Source organism: Rhizobium sp. SVR5-9E, from assembly GCF_056755095.1.
The window spans coordinates 1-14,256 of sequence record NZ_JBNDHS010000016.1 but is presented as its reverse complement, the minus strand read 5'-3'; the positions used below and the strand labels follow the sequence as shown (position 1 = coordinate 14,256).

Below are 14,256 nucleotides of genomic sequence, written 5' to 3'. Positions count from 1 at the left end.
TTCATGAGCAAGCACGCATTGATCGTCGGTGTTACCGGGATCACCGGCAGCAACCTCGCAGAACACCTGCTGTCGCAGGGCGGATGGACCGTTTCGGGACTGTCGCGCTCCGAAAGCCCGGTCTCCGGCGTCAAGACGCTTCGATGCGATCTCGTCGACGCAGGCTCGGTGCAGGCCGCGCTGGAGAATACGAAGCCCAGCCACGTCTTCATCACGGCCTGGTCCCGGCAGGAAACGGAGGCAAAGAACTGCGAGGTAAACGGAGCCATCGTCCGCAATGTGCTCGATGCACTGAAAGGACGTGGCGTGGAGCATGTCGCTCTGACGACCGGCACCAAACACTATCTCGGTCCCTTCGAATCCTATGCCAAGACGCAGCCGGAAACGCCGTTTCGCGAGGAGCAGGAGCGCCTGCCTGGCGAAAACTTCTACTACGTCCAGGAAGACGAAGTTTTTGCAGCAGCGGCGCGCGATGGTTTTACCTGGTCCATCCACCGTCCGCATACCCTGATCGGCTACGCTGTCGGAAATGCGATGAACATGGCCGCCACGCTCGGCGTCTATGCATCGATCTGCAAGGAGACCGGCAGGCCGTTCGTCTTTCCGGGTTCTCCGCAGCAATGGCAGGCCGCCACCGACGTCACCGATACGCGGCTGCTTGCCAGGCATCTCAAATGGGCGTCGACAACGAAGGCTGCCGCGAACTTGGCATTCAACGTCGTCAACGGCGAGGTCTTCCGATGGAAATGGCTCTGGCCACGGCTTGCGAGCTATTTCGGCATCGAGGCCGCGGTCTATTCGGGAGAGCCGAACCCGCTTGAAAACCAGATGGCGGATGCGGCGCCGATCTGGGATGGGATAGTGAAGAAATATGATCTTCAACCCAACGCTCTCTCCCGTGTCGCGTCGTTCTGGCATTCGGATGCCGATCTCGGGCGGCAAGTCGAGACATTCAACGATATGGGGCGTAGCCGGAAACTGGGCTTTCTGGAGTATCAGGACACGACCCAATCCTTCACCGACGCCTTCGATCGCCTTCGGGCAGATCGCATCATTCCCTAAAGCAAGGAGTATCGGATGAGCGCGGAGACCTTGGGAACAATGGCGCCTACCGGCTATTTCACGGAAGAGAATTCCGTCGAGACGGTCAATGCCCGGATGGGAAAGGAGGTCAATCCACGCCTTGCCGCCGTGATGGCTTGCCTGGTGAAACATCTCCATAATTTTGCGCGGGAGATCGAACTCACGCAGGAGGAGTGGGAATTCGGCATCGATTTCCTGACCCGGACGGGCCAGATCTGCACGCAGGAGCGACAGGAATTCATCCTCCTGTCCGACACGCTCGGCCTTTCCATGCTGGTCGATGCCATCAACAATCGAAGGCCGGAGGGTGCGACGGAAAATACGGTCTTCGGCCCTTTCCATGTCGAAGGCGCTCCCGTGCGTCAGATGGGCGATCAGATCTGCCTGGACGGCAAAGGGGAAAGCTGTCTGTTCACAGGCAGTGTGCTCGATCACGACGGCAATCCTGTTGCCGGCGCCCGCATCGACGTCTGGTCGGACAATGCGGAAGGCTACTACGACGTTCAGCAGCCTGACATCCAGCCGAAATGGAATAATCGCGGCGTTTTCGTCACGGGTGCGGACGGACGCTATAGCTTCGTCGGCATCAAGCCGGTTTCTTATCCGATCCCCGACGATGGGCCGGTAGGAAAAATGCTCGCCGCCCTTGGGCGGCATCCGTATCGACCGGCGCACATGCACTACATGGTTCGTGCAGACGGCTTTCAGAAGCTCGTGACCCACACGTTCGTCGGCGGAGACCCCTATCTGGAATCGGACACGGTCTTCGGAGTGAAAAAGACGCTTGTCGCACCCTTTGAGCGTGTCGAGCACGGCAACACGCTCTGGCGCTCGGATTTCGATTTCATCCTCGCGCGGCCAGAACAGGCGCAATAGGAGGGGCAGTTGGAAAATTTCATCTACAACGCAAACTCCGGTCGCGTCATTTTTGGCAGCGGCACGGTCTCCCGGCTTGGGGAAGAAGCCGACAGGCTGGGCGCTAAATCCGTCCTGGTTCTCTCCACGCCGGAGCAGGCGAAGCAGGCGGAAGACATTGCGCGGCACCTAGGCTCGCGCGTTGCCGGCATTTATTCCAAAGCGCAGATGCACACGCCGGTGGACGTGACGTCGGATGCCATGCGGACCGTCGAGCGGCTTGGCGCCGACGCGGTTGTGTCGATCGGCGGCGGATCGACGACGGGTCTCGGCAAGGCGATCGCCTATCGCACGGATCTGCCGCAGATTGTCGTGCCGACGACCTATGCCGGATCGGAGGCCACTCCCATCCTCGGAGAAACAGAGGGTGGCCGAAAGGTCACCAAGTCCGATCCGCGCATCCTGCCCGAAGTCATCGTTTATGATGTCGATCTGACGCTGAGCCTGCCCGTTCCGCTTTCGGTGACAAGCGGTATCAATGCGATCGCCCATGCCGTCGAGGCGCTTTACGCTAGGGAAACAAATCCCATCATTTCGATGATGGCGGAGGAGGGGATTGCAGCGATCGCCCGTGCTTTGCCGCTCATCCAGGCAAACCCACAGGACACGGCCGCGCGCGCCGATGCCCTCTATGGAGCCTGGCTTTGCGGCGTCTGCCTCGGATCGGTGGGAATGGCGCTGCATCACAAGCTCTGCCACACGCTGGGCGGCATGTTCAACCTGCCGCATGCGCCGATGCATACCGCGGTTCTGCCCCACGCGGTGGCTTACAACAGCAAGGCCGCTCCGGCCGCCATGGCACGTATCGGCAGGGCGCTCGGAGGAGGCGAGCCAGCCGCGGCGCTTTATGACCTTGCGAAGCGATTGGGGGCTGTCATGTCGTTGAAAGATCTTGGCATGCCCGCAAACAGTGTCGGCGACGCAGTCGAACAGGCGATGTCGAATGCCTACTGGAATCCGCGTGCTCTCGAAAAGAACGCGCTGAGCGAATTGCTTGAGCTCGCTTATCGAGGAGAACCGCCGGCGTCAGTGTGACGTTGGCCGGGATGCAACGGAGTGCGTACCCTCGATTGCGCGGCAGAAGGGGCGGAGCGACGACATCCAGAATGGATAATTACAAGGTTTTTATTCGAGAATAAGCCCCTAAACTGAGGCTTCCGGTAAAGTCCGGCACGCGCATACATGGGAGGATTACTAATGCATGGCCACGAAGCTCGCGGCGTGAACCGTAGAACTGTGCTTAAATATACGGCCGCGATTGCGGCATCATCGATCGCGTCCCCCTTTGTCTTGAGGAAGACGGCGAGAGCATCCGATGAGACAATAACTATACTCAATACGTTCCCGACGCTGGCAAATGAATACTGGCAAGGTTGGGATGCGGGTTGCAGGCTGGCGACCGAACAGCTTGGCCTTAAATATATCGCACAGACATTCGAAGATTCAGTCGACAAGCAGATCGCACAGATCGAGCAGGCCCCTTCGCTCGGCGTGAATGCCGTCGTTACTTTTGCGCAAAACGCCGAAGTTATCAAAGCCTTGGCGGCCACTGCAAGTCAGGTCGGCGTCAAGCTCGCCAACGCCCATTCGACAGCTGCCTGGCTCGATGCCGACGACCCTGCGTATGCAGGTTCCTATATGCTCTATAGCCAGCCGGATAACATTCGCGGCATCGCCGCCATGGCACAGGCCCTCTTCGACAAGATCGGTAACAAGGGCAAGGTGCTCTACGTCGCCGGATTGCCGGGCAACTTCTCCGCAGATTCGCGCGCCGCCGGCGTCAAGCTGGCGCTCGAGAACAATCCAGATATCGAGCTTGTCGGCGAGCAGCCGGGCGGCGAAAACCGTGTGGCAGCCCGCCCAATCGTCGAAAATCTTCTGACGGCCAATCCCGATGTAAGCGCCATTATTTCCTATAACGACGACACGGCCATAGCCGTCCTCGACGTCTTGCGTGAACGAGGACTGAGCGGCTCCATTTTCACCGCCGGAAATGATGCCACGCGCGAAATGCTGAACCGCATGAAAGAAGACAAGAGCGCGCTGGGCACGGTCTCGATCAATGCGCCTTTCATGACCGGCTACTCGGTCGTCACCCTCTATGATGCGCTGGAAGGCATTACTTACGATCCGCTCGAGAAGATGCGGTATTTCGATTCCGTTTTCCTCGATTCTCCCGAGGTCGCCGAAAAATATCTCAGCGCCATGGACCAGAGCGGCAAGATTAACTTCGACTTCAAGTCGATGTCGCGCCATCTGAATGGCGATAATTGGAAGATCCAATGGGGCATGGAGGTCATCGACCCATCGAACTTCTGGGGGAAAGTCGGTTCCATGCAGTCGCTCAAACCCGGCGGGTGGGCGTTGCCGGAAAGCGTCGAGGCCTCCCTCAAGGCCGGCAATGCCGACAAGCTCAACAAGATGTACCGTGACCACTTCGTCCCCGGTCCCCTGAGCGACGTCGCCGGCCAGACACGCGCCAAGAAAACCGTCCTCGGATTCTGATTCTTGGGAGCGCCGCAACGGCGCTCCCTGAATCCTGCAGATCGGACCGGCATCAATGAAGCAGCATCTCGAACTACGTTCCATCACGAAACGCTATCCTGGCGTGACCGCGTTGCGGGACGTGTCCTTTTGTATCGACCATGGCGAAACCCTAGGGCTCGTTGGCGAGAACGGCGCTGGTAAAAGTACGCTTCTCGATATTCTCTGTGGTCTCCAGACGCCCGACGAAGGTCAGCTCGTTCTCCATGGCGAGGTCGTCGAATTCGATCAGCCGCGCGAGGCGACCCATGCGGGCATATTCCGCGTCCACCAGGAACAGGCGCTCATTCTCGTCTACCCGATCTTTCAGAATCTCTTTCTCGGTCTCGAACACCATTTCTCCCGTTGGGGGATTATGCAATTCGCCGAAATGCAAGCGCGCGCCCAAAGAATTTTGAACGAGCTCGGCATCGCACTTGATGCGAAGGCCGTCACCGGAGACCTCAATTTCGGCACCCGGCAGCTTGTCGAAATCGCGCGTGTCGTTGCCCAATCGGAAATACTGAAGATCGATCGGCCGCTCGCCCTCCTTGATGAGCCGACCGCCTCACTCTCCGGTCCGGAACTCGATCTCTTTTATGGAGTCGTCCGACTGCTGAAAGAAAAGTTCAGAGCTTCGGTCGTATTCATATCGCATCGTCTCGACGAGGTGCTGCACCTCTGCGATCACGTGGTCGTTCTCAAGGACGGTCAGGTCGTCGATGCTGATGTCTCCGAACCGACGGAGGCGAAGCTCCACAGCCTAATGGTCGGACGGGAACGGCTGACGGATTTTTATGCGACCAACCGGCAGCGTTCCGAATTCGGCTCCTCCGTGCTCGAACTCACAGACTTCACAACCGAATTTTTCCGCAATGTGACGCTCTCGGTCCGCGAAGGAGAAATCGTCGGCATCGGCGGACTGGTCCAATCCGGCAAGACCGAGTTGGGACGCGCGATATTGGGCGTCGAGGCAAGCCGCGGCGGAGTCAGAATCCTGGGCCGCGATGTCAGCCCGCTTACGGCATCGGACCGCATCGAACTCGGCGTCGGCTACGTGCCGCTTCACCGTCATCTTGATGGCGTGATGCTTGGCCGATCGATACGGGGCAACATCATCCTCCCCTCGCTCGACCGTTTCGCGCGCTGGGGCATTCTGGACTTCCCCAAAGCTGCGAGTTTCGTATCGGAACGGGTAGATGAGTTGCGGATCAAGGCGCCGAACGACGCGGCTCTCGTCGGCACGCTTAGCGGCGGCAATCAGCAGAAGGTGGTGCTGGCCAAATGGCTGGGGCGAAATCCCCGGCTACTGATCGTCGATAACCCCACGCGCGGCGTCGATGCAGGCGCGAAGGAGGAAATTTATCGTCTTCTCCGGGATGTGACGGCTGGCGGATGCGCCGTCCTGCTGATTTCCGATGACCTCGTCGAACTGATCGAGCTTTCGAACACCCTCTACTTTCTTTCGAGCGGGTCGCTATCGGCGTCCATTCCCGCTCCTGTCGAGAACAAGCCGAAAGAGCAAGACGTCGTTGCGATGATGTTTTGAGCAGCCAGGAATCAAGGAATTGAAATGTCGAAGATAAATGCCCTCGGAAGGTTCACGCCTTTCATCGCCGCAATTTTCCTGATCGTGTTCTTCTCGGTCATGCACAGCGCATTTCTGACCTGGCCGAACCTCTGGAACATCATTCGCCAGTCCTCGGTGTTGCTCGTAGCATCCATGGGGGTGACTTTCGTCATCCTCATCGGCTCGATTGATCTGTCGGTCGGCGCCGTCATGACGTTGTCCGCTATCTGTTCGATTACCCTAGTGCCGGTCATCGGTGAGAGCGGCATTCTTGTCGGCCTGATCGTCGGCGGCCTATGCGGCGCGTTTAACGGCCTTCTCAATTCTATCCTGAAGCTCCCGAGCTTTCTTGTCACGCTTGGTTCATTGTTCATCTTCCAGAGCCTCGGCTTGATCATATCCGGCGGGCGGCCGTTGCCATGGACGACGCCCACATCGAGCGCCCTTGCCGGCGGCGTCGTCTTCGGATCTTTTCCCAAGATTGGCCTATGGGCGATCGCCGTTCTGCTCATATGTGCGTTTGTCGCCCGATACACGCGCTTTGGCCAATATATGTATGCAATCGGCGACAACGAGCGCACGACCCGGATGTCCGGTATTTCGACAACACGGCTGAAGGTTGCCGTCTTCGTCGTGGCCGGTGCGATTTCGGGACTCGCGGGAAACTTGCTTGGAATCCGAACCTTTTCGGCCTCTCCCGGCATGGGTGATCCGTTTCTTCTGGATACGATTGCGGCGGTCGTCCTCGGCGGCACGCTGCTCACCGGCGGCGTCGGCGGACCGCTGCGGACCGTCTTTGGTGTGCTGACCATCGTCATCCTGGCAAACGGCATGACGCTCCTGCAAGTCGATCCTTTCTTCCAGGTCGGTATTCGCGGCGCGGTCGTCATCCTGGCTGTCTTGATCACCACCAAGCGCGGCCGTCTGGATCAAATTGTCAAGTAAACTAGCCTGAGCCAAGGAGCTTAACGCAATGCTCGCCATTCGTATCGCACTGTCGAATCCGGAAAAAGCTGAAGCTCGCACGGGCTATATCGAGGATCACAAAAGGTACTTGCGATCCGGCCGGCTTCGCATTGTGCAATCAGGACCTATTCTGGATGAATTCGGAGGAGCCAGTGGAGGCGTTGTTGTTGCCGAGGTCAACTCCATCGACGAGATGCAAGATTTCAATTCCGCGGACCCATTTGTGGTCCACGGGGTATATGAGAGCGTTCGTATTTATGAATGGCAACCAACAATCACCGAGGCGGCTCAACAGAGCCTGCGATGACCTAACGCGGGATTACGATTAGAGCGCAATCGCTTTCTGGAGGAGGAAACAAAATGAGGGCGTTTGGAAGCTTGATTTGGAAATGCGTTCGCGGCTGGCTTACAGAAGCCGGGATGGCCTATAGCGGATACCATGTTGACCATGGTCAAACATCCGTCGCTCGTCCGGCTTTGCTACCTCGCCGGTGGTTTGATGAAAGCCCGGAAGAAAAATAAAAAGTGCCTGCGCGGAGGCATTCGCCCAGATTTGAAAGACCCGACAAGCGATAATTTCGGGTTTTTCGCGACGATGGTTTCTGCCTAGGAGGGCTGCATCTCCCAGCCACCGGCCGCAAGCGCGGCGCGGTCGAGCTCGCGTTCGATGCGGCCAGCCTGCATCGTCACCGCCCGATCGCACATATGACCTACGACACCGGGATCATGGCTGACGAGAATGAAGGTCATCCCGTTCGAGGTCTTCAGCTCGTTGAGCAGATTTAGGATGCCCGCCTGCACCGAAACGTCGAGCGCCGAAGTCGGCTCGTCGAGCAAAAGCAGTTTCGGCTTCAAAAGCAGTGCCCTGGCGATCGCCACGCGCTGGCGCTGGCCACCGGAAAGCTGATGCGGATAGCGCCCGGCGACCGCCGACGGTAGCCCGACCCGAGCGAGCGCTTCGCGGACCTCGTCCTCGACATTGTGCGCGCCGCGGATCGAAAGCGGCTCGCCCAAAATGCGGGCGATGCGATGGCGTGGATGCAACGAGGAATAAGGATCCTGGAAGACCATCTGGATCTCGGTCCGCAACGCGCCGGTGATCTTGTGCCCCGACCGCAGCGGCTGGCCGAAAACGGAAATCTCCCCCTGCCAATTGGTATTGAGCCCGGCGATCGCCCGAAGCACGGTCGTCTTCCCACAGCCGGACGGGCCGATCAGGCCGAAGGTCTGCCCGGACTCGACCTCGAAGCCGACGCCGCGCACGGCGGTAAAACCCTTGCCGCTGCCCTGGAAGGTGACGGAGAGGTCCTTAACTGTCAGCGCGCTCACGGCTCGTCTCCATAGACGGGCAATTGCGTGCCATAGGTGACAGCCGAGGGCCGCGCCGCCCAGAGCGCTCTCGTATAGGCTGACTTGGCATGGGAAAGATCGGCGGAGGCCATCTGGTCCTCGATATGGCCATGGCGCATCACCATTACTCGATCGGCATAACGCGACACCTGTTGCAGGTCGTGGCTGATGAGCAGCAGGCCCATGCCGAGTTCCTCCGTCAGCGAGCGCAAGAGCGTCAGGATCTGGTCCTGGAGGCTGCGGTCGAGCGCTGAAGTCGGCTCGTCGGCGATCAGAAGTTTCGGTCGGTTGATCAGCATCGCGGCGATCATGACGCGCTGCCCCATACCGCCGGAAAGCGCGGCTGGATAGCTGCCATAGACCCGCTTCGGATCGGTAAGCCCGACACGGGAGAGCATATCGAGCGTTCGCTCGCGACGCTCGGAAGAGGAAAGCCTCGTATGCAGGAGTAGCGCCTCTTCCACCTGCCGCCCGACCTTGTGGGCTGGGTTCAGCGAATATTTCGGGTCCTGCAGGATGAGGCCGATGCCATTGCCGCGGATCGCGTTCCAGCCGGAGGGCGACAGCGTCGTCAAATCCTGCCCGTCGAAGGCGAGGCGCTTGGCCGATACCGCCGCGCTCCGCGGCAGAAGCCCCATGATCGCCCGCCCGGTCATCGATTTACCGGAGCCGGATTCGCCAACCAGCGCCACCACCTCGCGACCGACGGAAAAAGAAATGCCGTTGACGACGCGCACCGGGCCGGCGCCGGAGGGAAAGGAGATCGAAAGCTCCTCGACGGAAAGCAGCGGCTCAGTCATGGCGCGGATCCAGGATGTCACGCAGCCCGTCGGCCATCAGGTTGAAGGCAAAGGAGGTAACGAAAATGGCAAAGCCCGGCACTGCAGCCACCCACCACTGATCGAAAATAACCTGCGTGCCCTCTGCCACCATCGAGCCCCATTCTGCCGTCGGCGGACGTACGCCAAAGCCGAGGAAGCCGAGGCCGGCCGCGGCAAGGATGATGCCCGAAAGATCAAGCGCAAGGCGGATGATGGCAGACGGCAGGACCAGCGGCAGGATATGCCCCCAGAGCAGCCTGACGCCGCCGATGCCCACCATTTCCGCTGCCGCGAGATAATCGCTGCGCCTCAGCGCCGCCGTCTCGACGCGGGCCTGGCGGGCATAGGCTGGCCAGCTCGTCAGTGCCAGCGCCAACGCTCCATTGATCAGCCCCGGTCCCATGATGGCGACGAAGGCGAAGGCGAGCAACAGACGCGGGAAGGACATGACGATATCGGTGATCCGCATCAGCACACGTTCCGTGATGCCGCCGAAGAAGCCGGCAAGGATGCCGACGAGGATGCCGAGCGGCGCCATCAGGAGCACGACGACGAGCACGAGCAGAAGCGTCGGCCGAGCGCCATAGATCAGCCGCGAGAGGATATCGCGGCCGAAGCCGTCAGTGCCGAACCAATGCGTCGCGCTCGGCGGCATCAGCCGGTTCGCCGTCTCCTGCAGGTTCGGATCGTAGGGCGCTATAACAGGCGCCAGCAGCGCGAGCGCGAGGATGAAGGCCACGACCACGCTACCCGTCGCCGCGGAGGGCGAGTGCAGCATGCGCCGGAGAAAGGACGGCCCGCCGAGTGGCGCCCGGACGATCGCACTCATTGCTTCTTCTCCGCTTCCAGCCGCGCCACGCCCAGATCCGTCAGCGCGTTGAGCAGCACGAAGGAGGCGCCGACGACGAGCGTCGCGCCGAGAATTGCCGGCATATCCCCGGCAAACATGGCTGTGGTGAGATAGCGGCCGATGCCCGGCCAGGCGAAAACGGTCTCGGTCAGTACCGCGCCTTCCAGCAGGCTGGCATAGGAAAGCGCAATCACTGTGAGCAGCGTGCCAGAAATGTTCGGAAGGATGTGGACGAAGACGATACGGTGGAGGCTGGCACCCTTGGCACGCGCCGTCGTCACATATTCCTGCCCGAGTTCCGTCAAGATCGAGGCGCGCGTCAGCCGCGAGATGGCGGCGAGCGCATAGAGGGCAAGCACGACCGCCGGTAGCGTCAGATGCGCCAGCGCATCGCGGAAGGCGCCGGCCTTGCCGGAGAGCCAGGTATCGATCAGCGCAAAACCGGTGACGGATTTGACCGTATATTGGAAAACGACATCCGCTCTGCCGGGCCCCGGAGCCCAGTGGAGCCGCGCATAGAACAACAGCAGCATCAGAAGGCCGAGCCAGAAGATCGGCACCGAATAGCCGAAGAGCGAAACGAACCGGGCGAGGCTGTCCACCCACGTCCCCTGCCGCATGGCTGCGGCGATGCCGAGCGCAAGGCCGATGACGGCGCCGAAAATGATCGCCGTCGTCGCAAGCTCGATCGTCGCCGGAAAGGTGCGGGCGATGTCCTTCGCCACCGGCTGCCCCGTCGAGATCGATTGACCGAAATTGCCGGATAGTGCCGTCTCGACATAACGCAGGAACTGCACCGGCAGCGGCTGGTCGAGACCGAGTTCCACTCGCGACTGCTCGTAGGTGGACTGGCTGGCATGGTCGCCGACCAGCTGCAGCGCCGGATCGATCGGCGAAAGACGCGTCATCGCAAAGGTCACCAGCGCCAGCCCCAAGAGCGTCAGCGCGAAGGACCACAGCCATGTGAGAAGTGGCCAGACGAAAGACAACTCCCGCCAACCTTTGCGCTGGCGGGAGTCGGTCCTGTCGGCATCAGGCGTTGTTGCCGCTTGCGGCACTTACTTTTCCACCTTGTCGTAATACACCTGGTCTGCGTTGAGACCCTGGGCATAGTTCTTCACCTTGTCGCTTAGCACGACCTGGTCATTGCCCTGAAGCGTAAAGATGTAGGGCGAGCTTGCCTGGATCTTCTTCTGCAGGTCCTGATAAGCGGCGACGCGCTTGGCCGGATCCTGCTCCTTGACGGCCGCAAGCGTCTCGTCGGTCAGTTCCGGGATCACCCAGCCTGCCTGCCTGGCGACGGTATTGGCCGAGTTATCCTTGTTGATCGCAAACGCGCTGGCATTGGAATGCGGGTCGAAATAGTCCGGGATCCAGTAGCGCAGCGTCATCTCGTATTTGCCGGCGCGGCCGCGGGCATAGATGTCGCTTGCAACACCTGGCTGGATGTCGAGCGTGATGCCGGCCTGGGCAAAGGTCGACTGCAGCGACTGGGCGATCGACAGGAAGGGCTGGTCGTTGAAGACGATGAATTCGATCTTGAACGGCGTCTTGATGCCGGCATCCGCCAGAATTTTCTTCGCTTTCTCGACATCCAGCTTGAAGGGCGTATCCGTCAGCGCGCCCGGGAAGCCAACTGGCAGGAAGGCCTGATGCACCGTGCTCTGGCCACGCAGCAGGTTCTTGGCGATGCCATCGTAATCGACGAGGTAGCGTGCCGCTTCCCAGAAGGCCGGGTTGCCGAGCGTCGCATTCGCCTTGCTGTTCAGGAGGATGTAATCGGTACGGGCAGACGGAACGGACAGCACCTTGATGCCGCCCTTGTCCTTCAGCGCTTCGATCTGGTCGGCGGAAAGGCCGCGGGCGATGTCGGCATCGCCCTGTTCGACGAGCAGGCGCCGAGCGCCGACATCCGGCACGTTGCGGATGATGACGTTTTCGAGCTTGGGCTTGTCGTCGGAATTAGCGTTCGCCTGCAGTACCAGGGCCTCATGTGGCGTGTAGGTAGCAATCGCAAAGGCGCCGCTGCCGGCTGAATTCGTCTTCAGCCATTCATTGCCGAAATCGTTGTTCTTGGCGTTCGCGGCAACCGTCTGCTCGTCGACGATCGAGGCGATCGGCGCCGTTAGCAGCGAAAGGGCGAAGCCGGAACCGACATCGGCCGTCCAGGTCAGCTTCAGATGCTTGTCGTCGACCTTGGTAATGGCGGCATCGACATTGTCGGCTTTCCAGCCGAGCTCGTTGAGGATGAAGGCCGGAGATTTATTGAGCTTCACGGCCCGCGTCAGCGAGAAGATCACGTCTTCCGGACGCACCGGGTTGCCGGAGGCGAACTTGGCGTCGGCGAGCGTGAAGGTCAGGCTCTTGCCGTCGCTGCCGGCTTCCCAGGAGGCGGCAAGCGCTGGCTCGATCTTGGTACCGTCCTCGCGGTTCGACTGCACGAGACGCTGGTAAAGATTGTTGAAGGACTGGACGGTCGTCAGCTCGAAGCCTTCGGCCGGGTCGAAGCTGACGGCATCGTCGATCGACTGGGCGACGACGAGAACATTCGCCGGCGTCTCGGCATTGGCGACCGTTGCGCCGAAAGCGAGCGCGACGCCGAAGACCGTGCCGAGCAGTCGCGAGCGAGTGGTGATGATGGACATCGAGTAACTCCCCTTGGGTGATGAAAGATCAGTTGGCGCCTTCAGCGAAGGCCTCAAGTTCCGGATCGAAATCGACCTGGACGACATTGTTGAAGACCGCCGTGGCGATCATGATGCCGGCGAAGGCGACGAGATCGACGAGCACCTTGGCGTCGTAACGTTTCTTGAGCGCGGCCCAGATCTCGCCCGGCACCTTATTGGAATCGGCGACGATCGCCTCCCCGAAACGTTTAAGCAGCGATTCGATCTCCGTCAGCTCGAGCGCATCCGGGTCGAAGCCGTTGATGATCAGGGCGCGGCGGAAGAAGGTGACCGCAATCTTCGAATTCAGCGCCTTCGAGATCGCATGCGAGAAGACCCAGATTTCGCGGTCGCTGATGGCGGGATTGAGCTCCGCCCTGAGCGTGAACCATTCGGCATAGATGCGGTGCGCTTCCGGCGAATGCAGCAGCGTCCGCTTCATATTGGTCATGCGCCCGCGACGCCGCACCTCCTCGTCATGTGCTTTTCGAATTTCATCGGGGGCGGTCGCGTAATCGATCTGAGGGATATGGCTCATGACATCTGCTCTTCAAGAAGCTGCCAAGCTAGAAGCGAGCCTTTGATTTGTGCAGACTCTGTTGACCTAGCTTTCTGCGCTTCTGACGAAAAATATTCCATCACTCAGGAGTTCGGTGGGATTTCATTGACATGAGGTAGCGACGCCCCGTCCGGCAACTTTGATACTGGCATTGCCCTGGCCATAGCCCAGACGGCAAATCAATAGCCGCGTTCTCGGTATTCTGCAGGGGTGACCAGCGCTCCTCAAGCGAATTGCCGCCGCCTTCGATCAGGGTCCGAGCCTCGAGCGCCTTTGCGCGTGCGTCACGGATAGACATTGACGGGTAGCTCCCGAGCTCCATATCGCGACGTTTGCCCGTCACAGGTGAAACGAATCGCAGAACCATTTGCCGCCGCCGGCGCACCCGAGGGAAACGAGTAAAACCACTTGGCGTTGGCCGCGGCATCGGCGCGGGCGTGTTCTCGCATGCGTGAGCCGAATCTATCCCCGCGCGTGGACTCAGCCGAAGAGAATCGGTCATCGCGCGCGAATCCGGTGGGTGCTGGCATCAGTTATGCTGGACTGCCTGACACTGCCGCAGTTCATGAAAGTAGCCGAATCCGGCCGGAAATTGGTATCAATGCGGCACAAAACCGCCTTCGTCATACTTATGTCGCTACGCTAAGCCCCTGCAAAATCGACGGTTATTAATAAAGCATAAAGAATTGCGGCCGGTGCCTGCCAACTTTGTGGCCTTTCAGCAACAGGGGTCTGTGAAGGCGGATGCAAACAGCACAAACGAGCAAGTTGGTGATTGCGTGACGGGCGGGGTCTTGTATTTTCAACCTCGGAAGCGAGGGCGGTTGATCGTCCGACTTCTTGAAACATGGGGATGGGGCAGGGAACGCTGCTCAAGCGAAAAATCCCAGACCCGATCGAAACTTTGAATTGGAGGTCATAATGAACATCAAGAGCCTTCTTCTCGGCTCCGC

Annotated in this window: 16 protein-coding genes; 8 read left to right on the top strand and 8 right to left on the bottom strand. The window is 59.9% G+C overall.

Annotated elements, in window-relative coordinates; translation table 11 throughout:
* Positions 1 to 3: 3 nt before the first annotated feature.
* The 8 genes from ACPYOJ_RS10525 (at position 4) to ACPYOJ_RS10490 (ending at position 7,667) form a co-directional block, all read left to right on the top strand.
* A complete protein-coding gene (locus ACPYOJ_RS10525) occupies positions 4 to 1,062 on the top strand; it encodes an SDR family oxidoreductase (RefSeq protein ID WP_481416200.1) in 1,059 nt (352 codons plus the stop codon).
* A gap of 15 nt (positions 1,063 to 1,077) precedes the next feature.
* Positions 1,078 to 1,959 carry an intradiol ring-cleavage dioxygenase gene (locus ACPYOJ_RS10520; protein WP_481416199.1) on the top strand — a complete coding sequence of 294 codons (882 nt, stop codon included), beginning with the start codon at positions 1,078 to 1,080 and terminating at the stop codon, positions 1,957 to 1,959.
* A 9-nt stretch (positions 1,960 to 1,968) separates the two neighbouring features.
* On the top strand, positions 1,969 to 3,033 hold the full coding sequence (locus ACPYOJ_RS10515; protein ID WP_481416198.1) for a maleylacetate reductase: 1,065 nt from the start codon (positions 1,969 to 1,971) through the stop codon (positions 3,031 to 3,033).
* Positions 3,034 to 3,219: 186 nt separating this feature from the next.
* The gene (locus tag ACPYOJ_RS10510; protein WP_481416197.1) at positions 3,220 to 4,503 is read left to right on the top strand and encodes a sugar ABC transporter substrate-binding protein; all 1,284 of its coding nucleotides are present in this window, start codon (positions 3,220 to 3,222) and stop codon (positions 4,501 to 4,503) included.
* A 55-nt stretch (positions 4,504 to 4,558) separates the two neighbouring features.
* Positions 4,559 to 6,070 (top strand): sugar ABC transporter ATP-binding protein, encoded by a 1,512-nt coding sequence (locus ACPYOJ_RS10505; protein ID WP_481416196.1) that lies wholly within the window; start codon positions 4,559 to 4,561, stop codon positions 6,068 to 6,070.
* Between the two features lie 24 nt (positions 6,071 to 6,094).
* Complete coding sequence (locus ACPYOJ_RS10500) at positions 6,095 to 7,036, top strand: ABC transporter permease (protein ID WP_481416195.1); 942 nt, start codon at positions 6,095 to 6,097, stop codon at positions 7,034 to 7,036.
* Positions 7,037 to 7,064: 28 nt separating this feature from the next.
* Positions 7,065 to 7,364: a YciI family protein gene (locus ACPYOJ_RS10495; RefSeq protein ID WP_481416194.1), complete on the top strand. Its 300-nt coding sequence runs from the start codon at positions 7,065 to 7,067 to the stop codon at positions 7,362 to 7,364.
* A gap of 135 nt (positions 7,365 to 7,499) precedes the next feature.
* Positions 7,500 to 7,667: a hypothetical protein gene (locus ACPYOJ_RS10490; RefSeq protein WP_481416193.1), complete on the top strand. Its 168-nt coding sequence runs from the start codon at positions 7,500 to 7,502 to the stop codon at positions 7,665 to 7,667.
* Here ACPYOJ_RS10490 and ACPYOJ_RS10485 read toward each other — a convergent pair.
* The 8 genes from ACPYOJ_RS10485 to ACPYOJ_RS10450 all read right to left on the bottom strand — a co-directional run.
* On the bottom strand, positions 7,664 to 8,386 hold the full coding sequence (locus ACPYOJ_RS10485; protein ID WP_481416192.1) for an ABC transporter ATP-binding protein: 723 nt from the start codon (positions 8,384 to 8,386) through the stop codon (positions 7,664 to 7,666). The genes ACPYOJ_RS10490 and ACPYOJ_RS10485 overlap by 4 nt on opposite strands.
* The gene (locus ACPYOJ_RS10480) at positions 8,383 to 9,207 is read right to left on the bottom strand and encodes an ATP-binding cassette domain-containing protein (protein ID WP_481416191.1); all 825 of its coding nucleotides are present in this window, start codon (positions 9,205 to 9,207) and stop codon (positions 8,383 to 8,385) included. Before ACPYOJ_RS10480 ends, ACPYOJ_RS10485 begins: the two co-directional genes overlap by 4 nt.
* Entirely contained in the window at positions 9,200 to 10,057 is an 858-nt protein-coding gene (locus ACPYOJ_RS10475) for an ABC transporter permease (protein WP_481416190.1), read from the bottom strand. Before ACPYOJ_RS10475 ends, ACPYOJ_RS10480 begins: the two co-directional genes overlap by 8 nt.
* Entirely contained in the window at positions 10,054 to 11,136 is a 1,083-nt protein-coding gene (locus ACPYOJ_RS10470; RefSeq protein ID WP_481416189.1) for an ABC transporter permease, read from the bottom strand. Before ACPYOJ_RS10470 ends, ACPYOJ_RS10475 begins: the two co-directional genes overlap by 4 nt.
* Entirely contained in the window at positions 11,137 to 12,723 is a 1,587-nt protein-coding gene (locus ACPYOJ_RS10465; RefSeq protein WP_481416188.1) for an ABC transporter substrate-binding protein, read from the bottom strand.
* Positions 12,724 to 12,751: 28 nt separating this feature from the next.
* On the bottom strand, positions 12,752 to 13,282 hold the full coding sequence (locus tag ACPYOJ_RS10460; protein WP_481416187.1) for a carboxymuconolactone decarboxylase family protein: 531 nt from the start codon (positions 13,280 to 13,282) through the stop codon (positions 12,752 to 12,754).
* Positions 13,283 to 13,382: 100 nt separating this feature from the next.
* Positions 13,383 to 13,670, bottom strand: coding sequence for an Arm DNA-binding domain-containing protein (locus tag ACPYOJ_RS10455; protein WP_481416186.1), 288 nt, complete (start codon positions 13,668 to 13,670; stop codon positions 13,383 to 13,385).
* Between the two features lie 275 nt (positions 13,671 to 13,945).
* Positions 13,946 to 14,256: hypothetical protein (locus ACPYOJ_RS10450; RefSeq protein ID WP_481416185.1), on the bottom strand; the 311-nt coding region annotated here is incomplete at its 5' end.